Origin of the sequence: Agromyces sp. Root81 (assembly GCF_001429165.1) — a bacterium.
Taxonomy (GTDB): domain Bacteria; phylum Actinomycetota; class Actinomycetes; order Actinomycetales; family Microbacteriaceae; genus Agromyces.
Map to the genome: position 1 here is coordinate 166,539 of NZ_LMIR01000003.1, position 19,802 is coordinate 186,340.

Below are 19,802 nucleotides of genomic sequence, written 5' to 3' on the forward strand. Positions count from 1 at the left end.
AGCATCGTAATGAAACTCCGTCACACGTTGCTTCTGCTCAGCTGTACCGCGCTCCTTCTCGCCGGATGCGCGAGCTCGCCAGATTCCAATTCACTGAACGAGGCGGACACGACGGCAACCGCGGAACCGACGCCGTCTGACTCCACGGACCCCGCCCACCCGGCAGGTTGGGAGTTCTGCGACGAATTCGTCCCAGGCATGCAGGCGTACGCGGACTACATCCTTGAGACAAGCAATGGGAGTTTCGTCGCCTCTCATCACGCCGCTCAGGGGACGCATGTCGAAACGCTCCGAGATCTGGCGCCGATTGAGCAGACCGCGAACGTCGAGGCCTACGTCTCCCCTTTCAGCCAGATCGACGCCGTCGTCGTGGCCGGAGGTGGGGAACTGTCACTAGACAACAGTGGATTCAAAGCTGCGGTCCTCCCGATCATGGAGTTCTGTACGTCGATCAGCTACACGATCGACTGACCACGACCTGAGACACCCGTCGCGCCGTTCGCCGCGGTCGACGGGCTCCATGGATATGCCCGACACGGCTCGGATCGGATCGAAGGATGTCTCCGGCAGCTCAATCGACGAGTTCGAAAATGATGTCGAGACCGTCGTCGGGGTGGTAACTCCAGCTGGCTTTGACCCCATCCCACTCGCCCTCTTGTCGACCGTCGAGCGAACGGGTCTCGTACATTTTCGAACTGACCGACGTCGGCGTATCGACGGCATCGATGATGCAGTCGAGCTCCCCGAAGTCGACCTCGCCCGATCCGAGGTCCTCACCTGCACCATCCACGATCAACGTGCCACCGTTGTCAGCGATCTCGACCTTGCCGTGCAATCCACACCGTTTGACGGCATCTCCGAAGACCGCCAGACGATCCGCCTCCGCCTTCTCTGCGGCGGTCTTCTCGGACTTCGCCGCTGCAGCTGCTTCCGCCACGTGAACGGCGCCAGAAATCGACGACCCGATGACCCCTCCGAGGATCAGCCCGAGCACGAGCGCGCCCGCGCCGACAACAGTCGGAAGAAACCACGCCCTACGCACGAGCGGGACCGCAAGCGCGGCGGTTGGCGCGCTGCCGAGGTCGCTTTCGGGTGCCGGTACAGAGCCATGGGCACCTTCGGCGCTCTCCTCGACTCGCTCGCCTTCCACTGCCTGGTCATCGGCCGGTGCCGACTCGGGCGCTTGCCTGCCCGCCTCAGGAAGACCTGCATTGCGCTCATCAGACACGACAACCTCCTCGATCCACTCCGCCCAGCTGCATCGATGCGACCAACGGCGACTACGCGCTCAGCAGGCACCAAAGGTACCGCCGCACCGCCTCACGAAGCGGGAAAATCGATCCTCCCTCCCCCGTACTGGGGTCCATCGCCGGCCATCACCGGATCCGAGCGCCCACCGCCTGTTCCCTGGGGCATCACCGACGCAGGCTCCGACGCTGTCTCGTCAAGGCGCTGCTCCCGGTGCTGCCGACCTCGGCCCGTCAGCGACAACTCGTAGGCTGGGTGCGTGCCCCGACTTCACGCAGAGCCCGACCTCTCCAAGTGGGTGCCCATCACGGACTCCCTCGGATTCCGCGGCCGCCGCCACCGCAAGGCGGCGATCGGGATGCTGCTGTCGCAGGCCAAGGGACCGGGCGCAGGGCAGTCCGGCGCCGGCAGCGGCTTCAGCGTTTGGGCGATGAGCCAGGCCGTTCCGTTCCTGATGCGCAAGGCCGCGGGCCGCGTGCTCGTGTGGGTCTGGAAGGCCGAGCCGGAACTGATCGTCGTGATGGCGCAGGTGCAGGCGGCGACACCGCAGCTGCGGATGGCGCGGGCCTCGATGCCGATCGAGTACGACGACACCGAGGAGTTCCGCGGCAACTACCTCGGCGTGGGTGAGAAGCTCGCCATGCCGCTGCCGGAGGGCGGTCGCCCGCCATTCGCGACATACACCTGGGATCTCGGCTCGCACTTCGTGAGCGTGACGGCCGTCTGCAGCGATCGCGAGCGCTTCGGCACCGTCATCGGAGCCGTCGACGAGCTCGCGCGCGGCCTCCGCGTCGTCGACGACCTCACCGTCGGGGAATCTGCGCCGGTGCTGCGGATCGATCCAGCCTGAGTGCGGTCTGAGGGCGCCCTAGTCAGCCCAAGGCTGCGATCACGGCGTCGCGGTACACGACGTACCCATCCGGGGTGGGGTGGAGGAACGTGACCGGGTCACTGGGATTGGTGCCGAGGTACGCCGGTGGCAGCGCCCCGCCGATGCGATGCTCTCCGAACTCGACCGAGGCCCACAAGACGGAGGGTCCCGACGTGAGGGCGGTCAGGCCCAGTTGCGTGTTCAGCAGTTCGACGAGCTGGTTCACGTTGTCGGCGACCGCCGAAATACCCGGCGCGAACGGCACCGGATATCCCGTGACGACGATCGTCGCGTTCGGCGACCGCCCCTCGATGTCGGTGATGAGTGCGCCGAGCTGGGCCGGAACCTGGCCCGAGTTGAGATAGGTCGCAGCGTCGTTCAGTGCCGCAGCGCACTCAACCGGCGTCTGGCCGCTTGCGCATGACGCGTAGAGCCGTTGCAGGTCCACGCCGTTCGCGCCGACCGTCACGGTGACGAGTGTCGTGCCGCGGTTGACCTGTGCGAGCTGGTTCGCCGTGACATCCGTGATCGTGGCCCCGGTGCATGCCGCGTTGCGCAACAGGTTCGTCTTGGGCTGGGCGTCGAGCAGGGCCGGGTATCCTGCCGGACTGCGGAGGCAGGCGTCGAGGTACCCGCCACCGCCCTGCCCTGCGGCGACGGAATCGCCGAGCGCCACGTACTTGTCGACGGGAGAGGAGGAGCCCGGTGCCGCGGCGACCGGACCGGCGATCCCGGCGGGGATGGCCACGAGGGCGATGAGTGCCGCGACGATGGTCGCACGAACGCGGCTCTTCCGAGCGAGATCTGCCGTCATGGGCACACCATAGACCTGAAAGTGAGTTTCTGTCAGTCTCCAGTACGGGGGTGGTCAACCCCGGGGACCGTTGCCCTGATTGCACCAGAAGCAACCGTCGTACCCCGCTGCCTTCGCATCCGCGGCGTTGTCGAAGAACTCGACCTGCAGGATTTCGCGCAACTGACAGTTGCCGTTCTCGAACAGCGGGTCGTGGAACTGCTTTGTACTCGCATTCGCGATGATGCCTGCGCCGCACCCCTCTGCGATCGTTGCCCCGAGCGGTGTACCCAGAATCGCGCCCACCCGGGCGAAGAGCTTCTCATCCCAGAGTGCCTCGGCATGGTTGAAGTGGAGCGTCTCGTTCACAGCGCCGGCAAGCTGCGCACTCGTCACGGTGACGCACGCGTCGCCTCTGCCTTCGACCTGCTCTTCGAAGAGCAGACCGTCGGGCACCGAGTCGAGCAACGGTGACACGAACGGGATCTCCGTCGCGTACTCGGTCCAGTCGAAGCGTGGATCGAGGATGCCTCCGGGCACGTAGCTCGCCAGGTCGTACCGCCAGTAATAGAGCCCGGAGAATCGCACCGACGAGCCCCCGAATGTGTGGAACGGAATCGTGGGCACGTCGGCCGGCATCGCGAGTGTCGCGAACACGTTGTCGCCTGGCAGGAGTTGCTCGGCCCCGTCTGTCACCTCGTACCAGCCGAAGATGCGGTCAGTGACCATCTGGATGAGCGAGGCAGGGCTCGGAATGCCGAGCGGCAGATCGGGCAGCACGATGCTGTTGATGAAGTCGCCGAGCTTGCTCTTGGCGAGCGGCGCGTTCGTCGCGCCATGCGGCGACGCGATGGTGATCACAGAGTCGATCCAGTCCACGGCATCGGCGAGATGGTCGGCGATGTAGCGGCGAATCAGAATCCCGCCACGACTGTGGCCGATGACGACGACGCGCTTGTTCGCGAGGCTGCCCGTCAGCACGTTCTGGCGGATGTGCGGCACGATCGTGTCGACGAGCTGTTTGAGCGGCACCTCGACGAAGGACTGATTGCCTTCCTGGCTGTAGTTGATGACCGTATGACCGAGACCGCGCAGGATGCCGGCCCAGCACCGGATGTCGCCGCGCATGTCAGCGGTCGACAGATCGAGGAAGGGCAATGAGGCAGGGGGCGTCAGGTTGTTGTCATCATGCCGGTCCCTGGGCGTGCGTCTCTCGTAGTGCAGGCCACGCCATTGCGGATACCGCCAGTCGAAGATGTTGCCGCCGAGCCCATGCAGCAGGAGAACGACCGCCCGGTCGGCGCGCCGTTGCGCGGGGTCGACAGGATGAACTTGGAGATAGCCGAACTCTCGGCCAAGAGCTGCCATGATGCCCCACCACCTAGCGACGACCGCCTCAACGCATCGGCGTGCTCCAACCGAACGGCGCGAGTCATCCGACGCGGCGGTTCCGTTCCGGACTGTACTCGCCTGCATGCGCTCCCGCCAGCGTCAGCGTCGTCGGGGCGTACGCGCGCATGCGGGCGTTACTTGCGCGCGTCGATGATCTGTTCGAGCACCCGTTCGTATGCCCCCGGGCCGATCGAGATCGCCCCGGCGAAGGGGTGATCCGTATCTGCAGTGACGAAGATCACCAGTCCGATGAACACCGCGAGCAGGCCCGCCATGAGCAGGTGCAGACGCCGATTCGTCACATGGATGAACGCGATCAGCACCGCATTGACGGCGGCACCGACCCAGATCACCAGCCAGAAGAGTGGCGGCAGGGCGAGGGCGGTGGCGTCGATCCGCGCGCGCCGTGACTCGATGAAGTCGTCGAAGGTGGCGAGCGCCTGCTCGAACTCCGCCTGATCGCCACGGGTTTCGGCATCGACGGCGTGCAGGAGCCGCTCGAACTCGTCGACCTGGGTGTCGCTGGCTTCGGGGAGGACGCCCGACGCCTGGTCGGGGAAGTCGACCTCGATGACCGCGTGCATGTACTCGTCGAGCACCTGCCGCATCTGGTCGCCGAGCTCGTCGGGCAGGCCGGTGGTCGCGCGATAGAGCGCGCCGACTCGACCCGCCTCCTCGATCGTGGCCTGGCGCGTGTAGGCGAAGTTCTCGTAGACCGAGACGGCGACGAGTGCGAGCAGGATTCCGAAGAAGACGCCGAACGTGCCGATGACGTGGGCGAGGGCGCGGTCCCATTCCTTGGAGTCGGTGACGAGCCGGTTCACGACCGGACGGAGCGCCACCACGATCAGGCACGAGAGCAGCACGAACCCGCCCACGAACACCGGCAGCGTGATCAGGATGCTCGTGTCGTAGAACCAGTCCACCATGCTCGCTCCCCCGCCCCGGTGGAGACCGGGCGGCTTCGCCCGTCGATGCCGTACAGCCTACGGAGAGCGCGCGGCCGCGCACCATCCCCAATCCGCGCCGCGGCACCAGGTCAGGCGGCTGCCTCGGCCGTGACGAAGTGGTCGAGCACGAGTTCGGTGACCGCCTCGGGAGCGTCATCGGTGATGAAGTGGGCCGCCCTGTCGACGAAGGCGAAGTCGAAGCGATCGGAGGCACCGAGAGCATGACGAACGCCTCGACCTGGTCGGGATGCGCGTAGGCGAACTGCATGCCGGTGACCGCGCCGATGTCGTGACAGACCGTGCGCGCTCTCGCGGCCACTCCCTGACTCGGCGTTGACGCGCCGCGGGCGCGGGCGTAGACCTGAGGCATCCGAGAAGGAGGTGCCGTCATGGCGAAGGATCTTCTGGTCATCCTCGAGGACCAGCCCGGCGAGGGGGCTCGACTCGGTGAGGCGCTCGGTCGCGCGGGCGTCAACATCGAGGGCCTCTGCGCGATCATGGAGGGCGGTCGGGGCGCCGTCCACATCCTCGTCGAGGACGTCGCGGGCGCAACGTCGGCGCTCGAAGGGATCGGCATCAGGGTCGTCGCCGAGACCGACGTCATCGTCAGTCCGGCAATGCCCGACCCCGACATCGACACGCCGGGCGTCTTCGGTGGGATGGCGCGCGCGCTGGCCGACGCCGGGATCAACATCTCGCTCGTCTACGTGGCCGCCAGGAACCGCGTCGTGCTCGCAACCGACGACAACCAGCGGGCCACGAAGCTGCTGCAGTCGATGATGTAGCGACCCGGTCCGCTGCTCCCCGAGTCTCGCGACGGTCAGGCGAGCGGCGGGTACGGGTACTCGGCCGAGCGTCCCTGGAACTGCAGGATCGCCTCGTTGCGGATGCGCCCGCCCTCGATCTCGATCGCGCGGCTGATGGTGTCCGACGACGCCCACGCCCTCGGGCCCTCCATCACGGTGCGGAGGAACGGCATCAGCGCTTCGCTGATCTCCCAGGTGGCGGAGTTCCACAGGAACGACGGGCTGTGGTCGACGGCGTAGTAATTGGTCGATTCGCCGACCGTGAACATCGGGTCGGCGAACGACGTCGGCCGCGCCCACTCGAATCCCATGCCGGCGTCGATCGAGACGTCGATGATGAGGCTGCCGGGCCGGAAGGCCCCGACGTCTTCGGTGCGGAGGTACGTGAGCGGCGCGTTCGGATCCTGCAGGGTGCAGTTGACGACGATGTCGTGTGCCGCGAGGAACGGGGCGAGCGCGATCGGCCCGTCTTCGAGGTTGACCGTGCTCGCATAGGGAGCGTCGGGGTCGTGTTCGAACTGGATGATGTCGATCGACGGGATCGGCGACCCGACCGCGGCGGTGTCGCGGTTGGTCAGCACGTGCACATCGTGGATGCCGTGGGCGTTCAACGCGGTGACGGCCCCGCGCGCCGTCGCGCCGAACCCGATCACCACCGCGTTGAGCCGCCGCCCGTAGTCGCCCGTGGAGCCGCACAGTTGCAGCGCATGGAGCACCGAGCAGTAGCCCGCCATCTCGTTGTTCTTGTGGAAGACGTGCAGCCCGAATCCCCCGTCGGCCTTCCAGTGGTTCATGGCCTCCCATGCGATGAGCGTGAGGCCCTTGTCGATGGCGTACTGCGTCATGTCCCGGTCCTGCACGCAGTGCGGCCAGCCCCACAGCACCTGCCCGTCACGGAATCGGGCGAGGTCGGACGCGAGGGGTTTCGGCAGTACGACGACGTCGGCCTCCGCGATGATCGCCTCGCGTGATGCGATCGCGCCGACCAGCGGAGCGAGCTGCTCGTCGGAGATGCCGAAGCTCTCGCCGTAGCCGCGCTCGAGCATCATGTTCGACCGCAGGTCGGCGTCGATCCGCTCGAAATGGGCGGGATGTATCGGCAGTCGCCTCTCGTCGGCCTTGCGCGACGTGACCATCACACCGAGTCTGAGGAGTGAAGGGGCGGGCGTGCTCATCGTGGCCTCCAGTTGTGCGGGCTGGCCGGTGTCGGCTCTGAGCTCGCTCACCGGCATCCGTCATGGCAGATGCGAACCGACTGGTGAGCCGCCGTCTGTCGAACCGGCGTCCTGCACTGAGGCTACCCCGGCGAGTGAGACTCTCGAGCGTTCGTCGGGGTTCAGTTGCTCGTGCACCTCGACGTACTCGCCGCCAGGGAGGCGCACGATGCGGCCGGTCTCGAACCCGTGGAGCAGGAGGTCGCGGTCCTTGTGCTGCAGGCCGAGGCACACCCGTCGAGCGAGGGCGAAGCCGATGAGGGGCCCGATGACGAGCACGATCTGCAGGGCGAGCACGACGCCCTCGACCGTGAGGCTGAAGGCGTCCGCCATGACGTCCGCGCTGCCGGCGGCCCAGAGCGTGGCGGAGAACACGACGCCGGCGACGCCGGTGCCGGTCCTCGTCGGCGTGTTCCGCGGGCGGTCGAGGAGGTGGTGTTCGCCGTGGTCGCCGGTGATCCGCTCCTCGATGAACGGGTACACGGCCACGGTGAGGAGGAAGACCGAGATCACCGCGAGCGGGGCGAGCACGGCGAGCGTCCAGGTGCGATCGAACGCGACGATCTCCCAGCCCGGCGGCACGAGCCGGAGCGCACCGTCGAGGAAGCCGGTGTACCAGTCCGGCTGGCTGCCCGCGCCGGCGTCACCGGGTGAGGCCGGTCCGTATAGCCAGATCGGGTTGATCGTGACCGTCGCGGAGATCAGCATCAGCATCCCCGAGACGATCAGGAAGAGTCCGCCCGATCGGGCTGCGGCATTCGGAAACAGCGGCATGCCGACGACGTTGGCGCCGGTTCGCCGCGGCCCGGCGAACTGCGCCGGCTGGTGCCGGGACAGGAGCGCGACACGAACCACGATGAGCGCGAGCATCAGCGGTACGACGGCGAGGTGCAGCGGGTAGAGGCGCTCGATGATCTCGCCCGGGAACTGGCCGCCGAACAGCAGGTCCTTCATCCACGTGCCGACGACGGGGATGCCGAGCGTGATTCCTTCGACGATGCGCAGCCCCGTGCCCGAGAGCATGTCGTCGGGCAGCGCGTAGCCGCTCCATCCGCCCGCGAGCGCCGCGATCAGGATCAGGAACAGGAGGACCCAGCCCGCACGCCGCGGCCGACGGAACGCCCCGGTGAAGAAGGTGACGAGGAGCTGCGCGAGCACCGCGGCCGGGAGCAGGAGTGCGGCCCAGTGATGGGCCTGCCGGAGGGCCAGGCCGCCGGGGACCTCGAACGAGATGTGCATGGTCGACGCGAACGCCTCGGACACCTGCGCGCCGTGCAACGTCGGATACCGCCCCTCGTACGCGACGGACGCGCCCGACGGCGTGTAGTGAAACATCAGGATCACGCCGGTCACGGTGATGACCGCGAGGCACGCGAGCGCCACCGCCCCGAACATGTTCGACCAGTGCACGGGCACGACGCGACGACGCAGCTCCTGCATCGCGGCGGCGCCGCGCCTGCCGATGCCCGTCTGCGCCAGGCGACCGGACAGCCGCCCCGTGAAGTCCGTGCGTGGTTTCCGCCCAATCGACACGTTCGTCTCCTCTCGGGCCTTCTACACATACGACACGGCAGCGTCCCGATTTGTGACAGGTACGGCTCCGCTGACACTGACGCCGACACCGACCGGTCGACATCGCCTGCTCGAGCGAGTAGCTTCTCGTTCGGAATCGCAAGATCGCTCGACGAACGGGGAGTCACGATGTCAGAGGTACTGCTCTTCCACCACGCACTCGGCCCGACCGAGGGGCTGCACGCCTTCGCGGACGAGTTGCGTCAGGCCGGCCACACCGTGCACACGCCCGATCTGTTCGAGGGGCGCACCTTCGGCTCGATCGAGGAGGGCGTCGCCTACGCACGCGAGGTCGGCTGGGGCGAGATCATGGCGCGCGGCGAGCGTGCGGCGGAAGCGCTGCCGAACGAGCTCGTCTACGCGGGATTCTCGCTCGGCGTCGTGCCGGCGCAGCAGCTCGCCCAGACCCGCTCGGGTGCGCGTGGCGCGCTGTTCTTCTACTCGTGCCTGCCCGTCGCGGAGTTCGGCGGGTGGCCGGCCGGCGTGCCTGCGCAGATCCACGGCGCCGACGCCGACCCGATCTTCATGGACGAGGGCGACGTCGAGGCCGCCGGAGAGCTCGTCGCCTCAGCGGATGACGCGGCGCTCTACCTCTATCCCGGCGACCAGCACTACTTCGCCGACTCCAGCCTGCCGAGCTACGACGAAGCAGCGGCGAAGCTGCTCATGCAGCGCGTGCTCGAGTTCCTCGCGCGGGTCTGACGACGTCGGGCGCCGCCTACGCCCAGCCGAGCTCCCGGAGCTTGGCATCGTCGAGCCCGAAGTAGTGACCGATCTCGTGCACGAGCGTGATGCGCACCCGTGTGCGCAGGGCATCGAGGTCGGCGCTGTGCTCCTGCATGTTGTTCTTGAACAGCGTGATGCGGTCGGGCAGCTCCCCGAAGCCGTAAACCCCTCGCGTCTTCAGCGGATGCCCGCTGTACAGCCCGAACAGGCGCGGGCGCTGGCCCGGCGGCTGGTTCTCGATCAGGATCGCGACGTTCTCGACACCGCGCACCATGTCGGCTGGGAGCGCGTCGAAGACCTCGCCGACCATACGGTCGAAGTCGTCATCGGAGATCTCGACCATCTGCCCATTGTGCTCCGCTCGCCGGGCGGCTGGGCGTCCCGACGCATTTCGCCGATGCGCCACCAGCGAACCGTGCGAGTGTCGCGCCTGATGGCCATGCCCGTCTTCCAACAGATGACGGTGCGAAGCTGGCGGACCGCCACCCGGCTGCGCGAACTGCTCGACGAGGAGCAGTCGGGCGAGTAGGCGGGCGGTGAGCGCGGCGTCCCGGGGTCAGCGCACCTCGGCGAGCGGGAGCGCGTCGCCGAAGATCGGCGCGAGCGCGAACCTCGCCGGCCCGAGGTACCGGCTGCGTTCGGGGCGGCCGTACCGGATCGGCACCAGTGCCGTTCCCTTGGCGGGGTACATCTCGTACTCGTCGCGCAGCGAACCGAGGAAGTGGGGGCCGAGCGCAGGAGCCGCGCCGGCGATGACGATCTCCTGCGGGTCGAGGAGCGCCGAGATGATGCGCAGGGCGCGGGAGAGCGCTCGGGCGCCGAAGCCCATGCGATCCCGGGCCTCGGGGGTCGTCGCGAGCAGGCTCGTGTCGTGCTCGTCGAGCTCGTCGGTGTAGGAGTCGCCGAGCATCGCGCTCATGGAGGTGGCCGACTCGAGGCATCCCGAGAGGCCGCACCGGCACGTCGTGCGGGCGCCTTCGAAGATCACGCGGACGTGCCCGATCTCGCCGGCTCGGCCGGTGGCGCCCGACATGAGCGTGCCGCCGTTCGTGACGGCGGCGCCGACGCCCTCGCCGAGGTGCACGACCAGGCGGATGACTCCGTCGCCGGCGTCGACGGCCTCGGTGAGCGCTTCCGCGTCGACGTCGTTGACGACCGAGATCGGCACGCCGATCTCGGCTTCGAGCAGGCCGGCGAGCGGAACGTCGTGCCAGCCCAGCTGCACGCTGTCGACGACGACGCCCCCGGCCGTGACGCCGGGCACCTGCACGCACGCGGCGAGCACTCGGGATTCGTACTCCTGCGCGAGCTCGCGCACCGCATCGACGACCGTCGCGATCTCCATGCTGCCCGAGACATCCAGCCGCCGGCTCGTGACGATGCGCCCCGCGAGGTCGACGAGTGCGGTGTCGACGGCGCGCGTGCGCACGACCGCCACGAGCATGAGATAGGCGCCGCGCTCGATCTCGAGGCGCGTCGCGCGTTTGCCGCCGGTGCTCTCGGCCGGGCCGGTCTCAGTGACGAGGCCCAGCTCGATGAGTTCTGCCACCAGTGACGAGGCCGTCGCCGAGGTGAGGCCCGTGTTCCGCGCGATGACCGCCCGCGTGACCGGAGCGGGCTCGCGAGCGATCAGGCTGAGCGACCGGAGCAGGTTCTCGCGCCGGATCGTCGTCTGACCGTCGAACTGGCCGGTACGCGCGAACCGCCGCAGGAGGTCGGACTTGCGCTGCTGGCTCACGGTGCTCACGATCATCGCGCTGAGTTTAGCAAGTCAACAAAGTAACTGCCGAGGGGTCGCTCAGCCGAGGCCGGCGCGCTCCTCCGCGGCATCCGATGGAGAAGTCCACCCGCTCATGCGAAATGGGCGGGTGCGAGCGGATGCCCCGTTCCCCCGGTGTTCGCGATGACGTCGCGTTCGTTACGCCGGCGCGTACCTCGCGAAGATGGTGCCCGACGCTGAGCCCTGCACGTCGAGCAGTCGCAGGCCGACCGGGTGCGGAGTCCGCAACCGGTCCTCGGCGTTGCCGACGATGAAGGGATGGATGCCCGCGTGCACCTCGTCGACGAGCCCGGCGTCCATGAGCGTGGCCGCCAACTGGCCGTAGCCGTGCGAGACGAGCGAGTCGTACCGGTCGCGCAGGCCACGAACCGCCTCGGCCACGTCGCCCTCGATGAGCGTCGAGTTCCAGTCGAGCGGGCCGGTCAGCGTCGTCGAGGCGACGAACTTCGGCAGCGCGTTGTAGTGCGCCGCGAAGCCGCGCTCATCGGTCTGCGCGGGCCAGTACTCGCGGAAGAACTCGTAGCTCTCCCGGCCGAGCAGCACCGCATCGGCAGCGAAGACGAGTTCGTCGGAGTGTCGCACCAGGTCGGGATCGTTCTCGTCGAACCAGTGCTCCATCTGGTCGAACGCCCCGTCGAGTGTCATTTCGAAAGAGATCGTCACTGTTCCCATGCATTCCAGCGTGCGCCTTTCTGCGCAGGATGTCACGGCCCGGACATCACGACCTCGGTCGCCCCAGCCCGACGACGGCGGCCAGACCCGCGAGCGCGACGCTGACGATGAGCGGCCCGGTCGCGCCGAGCGACGACGCGTAGGCGACCCCGCCGAGGATCGGCCCCGCCGCGGCGCCGATGTTCAGTGCGGCCGTCGCGAACGACCCCGACATCGTCGGTGCCTCGGTCGCGGCGGTTCGCATCGACAGCGCGATGAGCGTGCTTCCGACGGCGAACGACAAGCCGCCCATCGCCGAGGTCAGCGTCACGATCGCCGCCGGCGAGGCCGACAGCCAGGCGAACGCCGCCCACCCGACGATGAGGCCTCCGTGACCGAACTTCAGGATGCCTGCGGCATGACGATCTCCGAACCGGCCCGCCACCCACACCCCGACGAAGGCGCCGAGGCCGAACACGGCGAGGAGGAGTGGAACGGCTCCCTCAGCGAGGTCGGCGTTCACGGTCACGACCGGTGCGAGGTAGGTGAACGCGCAGAACGTCGCGCCGTTCACCAGGGCGGCGAGGGTCAGCGGCACCAGCAGAGACCGGCGCCGCAGCACGTGGAGCTCCTGCCGAAGCGGCACGATCCGCGCCCGCCCGCCTTCGGCCCGCGCGGGCGCCCAGACGGCCACGGCGACCAACGCGGGCACCGTGATGAGGGCGACGCCCCAGAGCGCCGCCCTCCAGTCGAGGAGCGACCCGACGACGGCGCCGAGCGGCACCCCGGCGATGAGGGCGAGCGTCGTGCCCCCGAGGATGACCGACACCGCACGGGTCGTTCGGTCGGCCGGCACGAGGGCGGTGACGGTCGACAGCGCCACCGCGAGGAATCCGGCATTCGCGATCGCTGCGAGGAACCGCGTCGCGAGCAGCAGCGCGAAGCTGTCGGTGAGCGCCCCGACCACGTGCATGGCGATGAAGGCGAACAGGAACCCCGAGAGCGCGAGTCGCGGCGACCAGTGACGAGCGACGGCGGCCATGAGCGGGGCGCCGACGATCATGCCGACGGCGAAGGCCGAGGTCAGCAGACCCGCCTGCGGCACGGTGATGTCGAGATCGGCCGCGATGCCGGGCAGCAGGCCGGCGAGCATGAATTCGGATGTCCCCTGTGCGAACACGGCGACGGCGAGCAAGACGATGATGGGTGGCATTGATGAGCTCCGATGAGAGGTGACGGTCGAGGAACGACCGGCACACGCGGTGCTCGAACACCTGCAGAGCCGCGGAACGGCTCACCGAGGATCGCGTCACTCAGAGGACGCGGACTGGTTTCGAGCTACCGGCGCGCCGGCAGCTCGAACGTGGATGCTTCGGGAGAACTCACCCAGCCACTGTATCCAGTGCGTACCGCAGGTCACGGCCCGGACGGCTCTGTCAGTCGCCGTCGAGCTGCACCCGCGCCTCGAGTCCGAGGAACTCGCCGTACCGCGCTGCGGCATCGCCGATGGCCGCGACCTCGTGCTTCGAGAGCGTGCGATGCGGATGCACCGCGAACGTGACCGCCTTCGCCGTGACCGTGCGCTTCATCCCGGCGACGAGCCCGGCGTCGACGAGCGCCATGCCGATCGCCGTCTCGCGCGCTCTCGGCACCACGCCGTCGGCGTCGAGCACCCAGCGCGAGTCCTGATAACCGCGGTACATCTCGTCGAGCACCTGCAGCAGGTGGCCGGCAGGCGCAGCGGATGCCGGGGCCTCACCGGGCGCGTGCCAGAACGTGCGGCCGTCGTGCTCGAACGAGTCGAGCCCGTCGCCGGCCGCGGCGATGCCCCGACGCACATCGGTCACGGTGAGGGTCGCCCAGTACGCGAGATCGCGCTCGGTGGCCGGCCCGTGCGAGGTGAAGTAGCGAAGGGCGAGCTCGGCGAGCGCCTCGTCGCGGCCGAGGCGTCGCGGGTTCGGCACGCGGTCGACGAAGCGGGCGTAGGTGTGCTCGCCGTCGCGGGGCACGCCGCTGCAGACGAGGCTCAGCACCTCGAGCCGCCCGAGCAGCAGCATGAGCTGCTGACCGGTGAGCTGCTCGCCCCGTTCGGCCAGCCCGTCGGCGAGCTCGCCGCGCGTGCGGTCGGGCGACTCGGCGAGCATCGCCTCGATCGCGTCGCCCAGTGCGTCCAGCCGGCTCGCGATCGGCCGCAGCTGCTGCTCGAAGACCGGCATGACGCGTGGCCCGGTGAGCTCCTGCAACCAGAGTGCGTCGTCGGCGTGCACGTAGTGCCAGGTCGAGCGCAGCACGTGGATGCGCAGCACCCGGCCATCGGCGAGCGCCTCAGCAAGGTCGCCCTGCCTCGGCGACACGGTGCGCGTCGCGACCGCCCACGCCGACTGCGCCGCATTCTCGGCCTGCACGGCCGTCAACGTGCGCACCGCGTCGTCTGCGGCCGCCGCCGGGGCGGCGAGCAGCTGCGAGTGCAACCGCCAGCGGGCGATGTCTCGATCGGTGATCACCTGTGCAGCGTATCCGCCGCTGCGCAGGGCGGCCGGCGCAGACATGCTGGCCGCCTCCGCCGCATCGGCGTAGCCTGTGCCGCGACGCGCCCGCGCGACGAGGAGGCCCGATGAGGAGAACACCGGTCGTCTACGAGACCACGCACCGCATCGCCTTCTCGGAGCTCGATCCGTTCCAGCACATGAGCACCGGCAACTACGCCAGGTACTTCACCGACCACCGCATGGAGGGGCTCGCGACATACGCCGGCTGGGACCTGCCCGCACTCGGCACGCTCGGCTTCATGATGTGGGTGCGGCGCATGGAGATCGACTTCATCAGGCCCGTGAGCGCGGACCAGGATGTCTCGATCACCTCGTTCGTGCGCGAATTCCAGGGCCCCGACGCGACCATCGAGTGCACGATGACGGATGCCGCGGGCACGACGGTCTCGACGTGCCTCATGGTCGTGGCCCACGTCGACGCACGAACACGTCGCGCCACCGACTGGCCCGACGAGCTCCAGTCGCTCTTCTTCGAAGCAGGCGACTGACGCTGCCGGGCAGCCGGCGGCGCCCGTCAGACGGCGGCCACCGTCAGCCGCTCGCGGAGCCGAACCAGCTCGTCCTCGCCGAGTCCGTGCGCGAGCAGGTACGCGTCGACGCTCCCGTGCTCCTGCTCCACCCAGTCGAGTGCCGCGCCGAGCGCCTCGGCCGAGGTGCCGTTCACGAGCGCCTCGAGCTCGGGCGTGATCTCGACGCCCATCTCGCGCGCCAGGACGAACATCCGCTCGCTCCACGCGCCGGTGAGGTTCGCCGACGTGGCGAGGTAGTCGGCGGTCACCGCATCGCGATCGGCGCCGACGGCGAGCAGCACGAGGGCGACCCCCACCCCGGTGCGGTCCTTGCCGGCGGTGCAGTGCACGAGCACCGCATCGTCGCTCGTCGCGATGATCGAGGCGAGCCGAGCGAACCGGTCGCCCGCGCGCTGCACGAGTTCGAGGTAGATGCCGTCGAGGGTGGGCAGGCGCCCGCCGTCGAGGGGCACGGCGCCGTCGAGCAGCGGCATGCTGACGAGCGCCGGGCGCACCGAGTCCGGGGCGAGGCCGGGCGAGTGGGCGACCTCGCTCTCGCTGCGGAAGTCGACGACGGTGCCGATCGTGCAGTCCGCGAGCTCTCGGCGGCCTTCGTCGCTGAGCGAGGCGAGCCCGTCCGAGCGGTAGAGCACCCCAGTGGCGATGGTCCCCGCGCCGGCCGGCATGCCGCCGACGTCGCGGAAGTTCACGAGGCCGTCGAGGTTGGTGAGGGTGGTGAGCGTCATGCAGGGACCTCCGCGGGTGCCGGGGCATCCGCTGATTCGGGTGCACGGCGCAGCACGGGGCGCAGCGCCGGCAGGGTGAGGAGGGAGACGAGCACTGCGCCCGCCGCCACGAGGTAGAGGGCGACGTAGTTCTTGTCGCCGCCCGCGACGGGGTCGGTGCCGCCGATCAGGATGACGAAGGGCGCGAGCGCCGGGGCGATCGACTGCGGCAGGGTCTTGGCCATGTTGAAGACGCCGAGGAACCTGCCCTCCTGCCCGACGGGCAGCGTGCGCATCGCGAGCGCCAGGTCGACCGCGTAGTACGCGCCGAGGGCGAAGCCGGCCATGACCGTGCTCACCCAGAACACGACGAGGTCGCCGGTGAACGCCTTCATCAGGAGCGAGATCGCCATGAGGATGGCGGCGCCCGCGATGAACGGGCCGTAGTTGCCGCGCCGCGAGGCGAGGTAGCCGCTGAGGAACGCGGCGGCGACGTTGACCGCGGCACCGCCGAGCATCGCGATCGAGGTGAGCGCGGCGGCATCCGTCTGCCCCATGTCGAGCCGCAGCATGAGGTAGAAGAGGCCGAAGGTCGAGATGATCGTGTACCCGAATTGCATCGAGAAGCGCTGCAGCCACACGAGGGTGAACATCGGCACCTGCGCCGGGTTGAAGAAGAACGAGGTGAGCACGCTGCCGATCGAGACCGGCCGCACCGCGCTGCGGTCGATGGGCGGGTCGGCCACGAAGCGGCAGATGACCGTGACAACGACGACGGCCAGCACCGGCATGGCGAGCAGCACGACCGTGAGCTGCGAGGCGAAGAGGGCGGCGACGATCATCGCGGGCACCATGCCGAGGAAGCCGAAGGCGCCGAAGATGCCCGACGCCTTCGCACGCTGCGCCTCGGGAACCTGGTCGGCGAGCAACGCCGAGAGGGCCGCGAGGGTCGCGTTGTATGCGATCTGCGAGAGCGCCCAGCCGAGCAGCAGCACGGGCACGTCGGATGCCACGACCATGACGAGTGCGCCGGCGAGGCCGCCGAGGGTGCCGGCGACGATCCACGGACGACGGCGGCCGAAGCGGCTCGTCGTCCGGTCGGAGAGGTGGCCGAACAGCGGGTTCGAGAGCATCGCGCAGACGGCGCCGACCGCGGTGATCAGGCCGAGCGCAGCCTCCTTCTCGCCCTCGGGCACGATCTGCAGCACCTTGAGCGAGAGCGCGACGACCAGGGGCGTCACGAGCGCGCCGATGGCCGCGAGTTCGATGAGGGCGAGCAGGTAGATCTTGCGCATGGGCACAGTGGGGATGCTGCGCGTGGTGGCTTCGACAGCCATCGTGGTTCCTTCCGGTTGGACTCGTCGTTGAGCGCTATCCGAACAGATCAGATCAACGTGAAGACTAAAACCTAGTGACGACTAGGTTAACTACGAGATGATGGTACCGCCTCACCCGTACGGTGAGGAACAGCCGCCGATGCGCCTTCGGCGAGCGCGCCGACCGCCACCGACGAGACGGAGCCCCGTGCCTTTCGCCACCCCCGAGACCCTGCTCGCGCAGATGACGATCGAAGAGAAGGCCGGCGCGCTCTGCGTCGCCAGGGCGGTCGTCGGCGAGGGCGGCACCCTGTGGGAGGGCACCGACGCCGAGTCGCCGTTCGGCTTCGCGCCGACGAGCGAACTGCTGCTCGACCGCTCCATCTCGCACCTGACGATCATGAACGCGCCGGGCGTCGCCGCCCTCGCGAGCTGGCGTGACGCCATCGACGCGCGCGCCGCCGAGCACTGCCTCGGCGTGCCGGTCAGCGTGCTCAGCGACCCGCGACACGGCCGGGTGCACAACGCCTCGACCTCGCAGAGCGGCGACGGCTTCTCGCCCATGCCCGAGCCGATCGGCCTCGCTGCGATGTTCGACCCCGAGCTCGTCGAGGAGGCCGCAGCGATGATGGCCCGCGAGCTGCACGCCGTCGGCATCGACGTCGCCCTGCACCCCATGGCCGACCTCGCGACCGAACCGCGCTGGGCCCGCGTCGCGGGCACCTTCGGCGAGGACGCGGCCCATGCGACCGAGACGCTCGCACGATACATCCGCGGCATGCAGGGCCCCGACGGCGGCGTCGCCTGCACTGTCAAGCACTTCCCGGGCGGCGGGCCGCAGCGGCGCGGAGTCGACGCCCACTTCGAACGCGGCGCCAACACCGTCTACCCCGGCGGCCGGTTCGACGACCACCTCGCCCCCTTCGCCGCGGCGGTCGAACTCGGCGTCGCGCGGGTCATGCCCGGGTATGCGGCACCGATCGGGGCTGCCCGCGAACTGCCGCCCGTCGGCTTCGCGTTCCAGCGCGAGCTCATCACCGGCATCCTGCGCGAGCGCCTCGGCTTCGACGGCGTCGTGATCACCGACTTCAACATCGTCACCGGCATGCGACTGCCGCGCCTCGGCATCGAGCTGCCCGTTCGGGCATGGGGCCTGCTCGACGTGCCGCCGGTCGAGCGCGTCGGGCGCCTCTTCGACGCGGGAGTCGACCAGCTCGGCGGAGAGGACGATCCCGGCCTGATCCTGCGCGCCGTCGAGGCCGGGCTCGTGACCGAGGCACGCCTCGACGAGTCGGTGCTGCGCGTGCTGCGCGAGAAGGAGCGGCTCGGGTTGTTCGAGTCCGCGAACGATGACGCCGACGGCGACGGCGAGCGCGGCACCCGCGCCGAGCGCGCATCGGGGCACGTCGCCACCCGCGAGCACCTCGCCGTCGCCGTGCGCGTGCAGGCCGCCTCGGTCGTGGCGCTCTCGGGTTCGCCCGTGACGGTCTCCCCCGGCTCCCGCATCTACAGCGAGGGCATCGACCTCGATGTCGTGAGCCGGTACGGCATCCCGGTCGCCTCCCCGGCCGACGCCGAGCTGGCGGTGCTGCGGCTCGAAGCCCCCTTCGACGCGAGCGACGACCCGTTCGAGGCCGCCTTCCATTCCGGATCGCTCGAGTTCCCCTCTGCCGAGCGCGAGCGCATCTTCGCGATCTGCGACCGGGTGCCGACCGTCGTCGACGTCTTCCTCGACCGGCCGGCCGTGCTCACGGGCCTCCCCGAGCGCACTGCCGCACTGCTCGCGACGTTCGGCGTCTCCGACGAGGTGCTGATGGATGCCGCGACCGGCCGCGTCGCCGCACCAGGCCGGCTGCCCGTCGACCTGCCGCGGTCGATGGCCGCGGTCGAGACGTCCCGCGAGGACGTGCCGTTCGATACCGTGGACCCGCTGTTCCGATTCGGGCACGGACTCGGCTGGACGCCACGCGAAGGAGGCACTCGATGAGCGAAGCGGATGTCGCGGCGCCCGTCGACGGCCGCCAGCGCCGCGGTGACGAACGCCGTGAGCGCATCATCGCGGCCGCCGTGCGCCGCTTCGCCCGACGCGGATACGACGGCACCCGCATCGCCGACATCGCGAAGGACGCGGGCGTGACCGATGCCGGCCTCATCCACCACTTCCCGACCAAGCTCAGCCTCTTCCTCGAGATCGTCGAGCGGCGCGAAGCGGCGTACATGCAGCACGATCTCGGCGAGGTCGCGTCGGTGCAGGAGCTGTTCCGCTGGCACATCGAGGGCGTGCGCCTCGCGGCGTCCGAGCCCGACTACGTGCGCTTCCGCGCCATGCTGACGGGGTCGGGCCTGCTCGAGGGCCATCCGATCGCCGATCGCCTCTCCGCGAACCTCGAGCACGCGCTCGGCCGGCTCGTGCCGATCGTGCAGCGCGGCATCGACGGCGGCGAGCTCCGCGCGGGTGTCGACGCCCAACAGGTTGTGCTCGAACTCCTCGCCCTCAACGAGGGCATCCGCAACCAGTGGGTGACGCTGCCCGATCGCATCGACTACGTCGCCGTCTTCTCCGCAGCGGCAGCCGGGTTGTACGAGCGCGTGTCGGGGCATCCGCTCGTCGCCTGACGACGGCGGAGAGATCCGCCAGGAACGACGAAGCCGCCGGCACCCCGCTGAGGGGCGCCGGCGGCTCGTCGTGACCAGCGGAGA

At 69.2% G+C, this 19,802-nt stretch carries 21 protein-coding genes; 8 read left to right on the forward strand and 13 right to left on the reverse strand.

Annotated features, from left to right (window positions below):
* Nucleotides 1-9 precede the first annotated feature (9 nt).
* Entirely contained in the window at nt 10-471 is a 462-nt protein-coding gene (locus tag ASE14_RS20675; RefSeq protein ID WP_157373038.1) for a hypothetical protein, read from the forward strand.
* A 100-nt stretch (nt 472-571) separates the two neighbouring features.
* Here ASE14_RS20675 and ASE14_RS20680 read toward each other — a convergent pair whose 3' ends face one another.
* Nucleotides 572-1,228, reverse strand: coding sequence for a hypothetical protein (locus tag ASE14_RS20680; protein WP_157373039.1), 657 nt, complete (start codon nt 1,226-1,228; stop codon nt 572-574).
* A 279-nt stretch (nt 1,229-1,507) separates the two neighbouring features.
* On the opposite strand from ASE14_RS20680, the gene ASE14_RS15360 reads away from it, so the two are divergent.
* Nucleotides 1,508-2,098 (forward strand): hypothetical protein, encoded by a 591-nt coding sequence (locus ASE14_RS15360; RefSeq protein ID WP_056656938.1) that lies wholly within the window; start codon nt 1,508-1,510, stop codon nt 2,096-2,098.
* A 22-nt stretch (nt 2,099-2,120) separates the two neighbouring features.
* Here ASE14_RS15360 and ASE14_RS15365 read toward each other — a convergent pair whose 3' ends face one another.
* The 3 genes from ASE14_RS15365 to ASE14_RS15375 form a co-directional block, all read right to left on the reverse strand.
* Complete coding sequence (locus ASE14_RS15365) at nt 2,121-2,933, reverse strand: GDSL-type esterase/lipase family protein (RefSeq protein WP_056656941.1); 813 nt, start codon at nt 2,931-2,933, stop codon at nt 2,121-2,123.
* A 54-nt stretch (nt 2,934-2,987) separates the two neighbouring features.
* Nucleotides 2,988-4,280 (reverse strand): triacylglycerol lipase, encoded by a 1,293-nt coding sequence (locus tag ASE14_RS15370; RefSeq protein ID WP_162257752.1) that lies wholly within the window; start codon nt 4,278-4,280, stop codon nt 2,988-2,990.
* 158 nt (nt 4,281-4,438) lie between these two features.
* The gene (locus tag ASE14_RS15375) at nt 4,439-5,233 is read right to left on the reverse strand and encodes a DUF4239 domain-containing protein (protein WP_056656946.1); all 795 of its coding nucleotides are present in this window, start codon (nt 5,231-5,233) and stop codon (nt 4,439-4,441) included.
* A 410-nt stretch (nt 5,234-5,643) separates the two neighbouring features.
* Here ASE14_RS15375 and ASE14_RS15380 point away from each other — a divergent pair, with 410 nt between their 5' ends.
* Complete coding sequence (locus tag ASE14_RS15380; RefSeq protein ID WP_056656949.1) at nt 5,644-6,039, forward strand: hypothetical protein; 396 nt, start codon at nt 5,644-5,646, stop codon at nt 6,037-6,039.
* Between the two features lie 35 nt (nt 6,040-6,074).
* Here ASE14_RS15380 and ASE14_RS15385 read toward each other — a convergent pair whose 3' ends face one another.
* The gene (locus tag ASE14_RS15385) at nt 6,075-7,235 is read right to left on the reverse strand and encodes a N(5)-(carboxyethyl)ornithine synthase (RefSeq protein ID WP_056657693.1); all 1,161 of its coding nucleotides are present in this window, start codon (nt 7,233-7,235) and stop codon (nt 6,075-6,077) included.
* A gap of 60 nt (nt 7,236-7,295) precedes the next feature.
* The gene (locus ASE14_RS15390) at nt 7,296-8,807 is read right to left on the reverse strand and encodes a cytochrome b N-terminal domain-containing protein (RefSeq protein WP_056656952.1); all 1,512 of its coding nucleotides are present in this window, start codon (nt 8,805-8,807) and stop codon (nt 7,296-7,298) included.
* A gap of 168 nt (nt 8,808-8,975) precedes the next feature.
* On the opposite strand from ASE14_RS15390, the gene ASE14_RS15395 reads away from it, so the two are divergent.
* Entirely contained in the window at nt 8,976-9,548 is a 573-nt protein-coding gene (locus tag ASE14_RS15395) for a dienelactone hydrolase family protein (protein ID WP_056656955.1), read from the forward strand.
* Nucleotides 9,549-9,564: 16 nt separating this feature from the next.
* On the opposite strand, the gene ASE14_RS15400 is transcribed toward ASE14_RS15395, so the two are convergent.
* Complete coding sequence (locus tag ASE14_RS15400) at nt 9,565-9,915, reverse strand: metallopeptidase family protein (RefSeq protein ID WP_056656958.1); 351 nt, start codon at nt 9,913-9,915, stop codon at nt 9,565-9,567.
* A 54-nt stretch (nt 9,916-9,969) separates the two neighbouring features.
* Between ASE14_RS15400 and ASE14_RS21355 the strand changes: the two genes are divergently transcribed.
* A complete protein-coding gene (locus ASE14_RS21355; protein ID WP_255356102.1) occupies nt 9,970-10,101 on the forward strand; it encodes a hypothetical protein in 132 nt (43 codons plus the stop codon).
* Nucleotides 10,102-10,128: 27 nt separating this feature from the next.
* Here ASE14_RS21355 and ASE14_RS15405 read toward each other — a convergent pair whose 3' ends face one another.
* From ASE14_RS15405 to ASE14_RS15420, 4 genes are all read right to left on the reverse strand, one after another.
* On the reverse strand, nt 10,129-11,325 hold the full coding sequence (locus ASE14_RS15405; protein ID WP_082600947.1) for an ROK family transcriptional regulator: 1,197 nt from the start codon (nt 11,323-11,325) through the stop codon (nt 10,129-10,131).
* Between the two features lie 165 nt (nt 11,326-11,490).
* Nucleotides 11,491-12,024: a dihydrofolate reductase family protein gene (locus ASE14_RS15410; RefSeq protein ID WP_082600948.1), complete on the reverse strand. Its 534-nt coding sequence runs from the start codon at nt 12,022-12,024 to the stop codon at nt 11,491-11,493.
* Nucleotides 12,025-12,070: 46 nt separating this feature from the next.
* On the reverse strand, nt 12,071-13,216 hold the full coding sequence (locus tag ASE14_RS15415; protein WP_056656964.1) for a Cmx/CmrA family chloramphenicol efflux MFS transporter: 1,146 nt from the start codon (nt 13,214-13,216) through the stop codon (nt 12,071-12,073).
* A gap of 223 nt (nt 13,217-13,439) precedes the next feature.
* Entirely contained in the window at nt 13,440-14,552 is a 1,113-nt protein-coding gene (locus tag ASE14_RS15420) for a winged helix DNA-binding domain-containing protein (RefSeq protein ID WP_157373041.1), read from the reverse strand.
* Nucleotides 14,553-14,617: 65 nt separating this feature from the next.
* On the opposite strand from ASE14_RS15420, the gene ASE14_RS15425 reads away from it, so the two are divergent.
* Entirely contained in the window at nt 14,618-15,040 is a 423-nt protein-coding gene (locus ASE14_RS15425; protein WP_056656969.1) for a thioesterase family protein, read from the forward strand.
* A gap of 26 nt (nt 15,041-15,066) precedes the next feature.
* On the opposite strand, the gene ASE14_RS15430 is transcribed toward ASE14_RS15425, so the two are convergent.
* Complete coding sequence (locus ASE14_RS15430) at nt 15,067-15,807, reverse strand: tyrosine-protein phosphatase (protein ID WP_056656972.1); 741 nt, start codon at nt 15,805-15,807, stop codon at nt 15,067-15,069.
* Nucleotides 15,804-17,123 carry an MFS transporter gene (locus ASE14_RS15435; RefSeq protein ID WP_082600949.1) on the reverse strand — a complete coding sequence of 440 codons (1,320 nt, stop codon included), beginning with the start codon at nt 17,121-17,123 and terminating at the stop codon, nt 15,804-15,806. Before ASE14_RS15435 ends, ASE14_RS15430 begins: the two co-directional genes overlap by 4 nt.
* A 187-nt stretch (nt 17,124-17,310) precedes the next feature.
* Between ASE14_RS15435 and ASE14_RS15440 the strand changes: the two genes are divergently transcribed.
* Nucleotides 17,311-19,089 (forward strand): glycoside hydrolase family 3 protein, encoded by a 1,779-nt coding sequence (locus ASE14_RS15440; RefSeq protein ID WP_056656978.1) that lies wholly within the window; start codon nt 17,311-17,313, stop codon nt 19,087-19,089.
* On the forward strand, nt 19,086-19,718 hold the full coding sequence (locus ASE14_RS15445; RefSeq protein ID WP_056656981.1) for a TetR/AcrR family transcriptional regulator: 633 nt from the start codon (nt 19,086-19,088) through the stop codon (nt 19,716-19,718). The genes ASE14_RS15440 and ASE14_RS15445 overlap by 4 nt, the downstream gene beginning before the upstream one ends.
* Nucleotides 19,719-19,802: the final 84 nt, after the last annotated feature.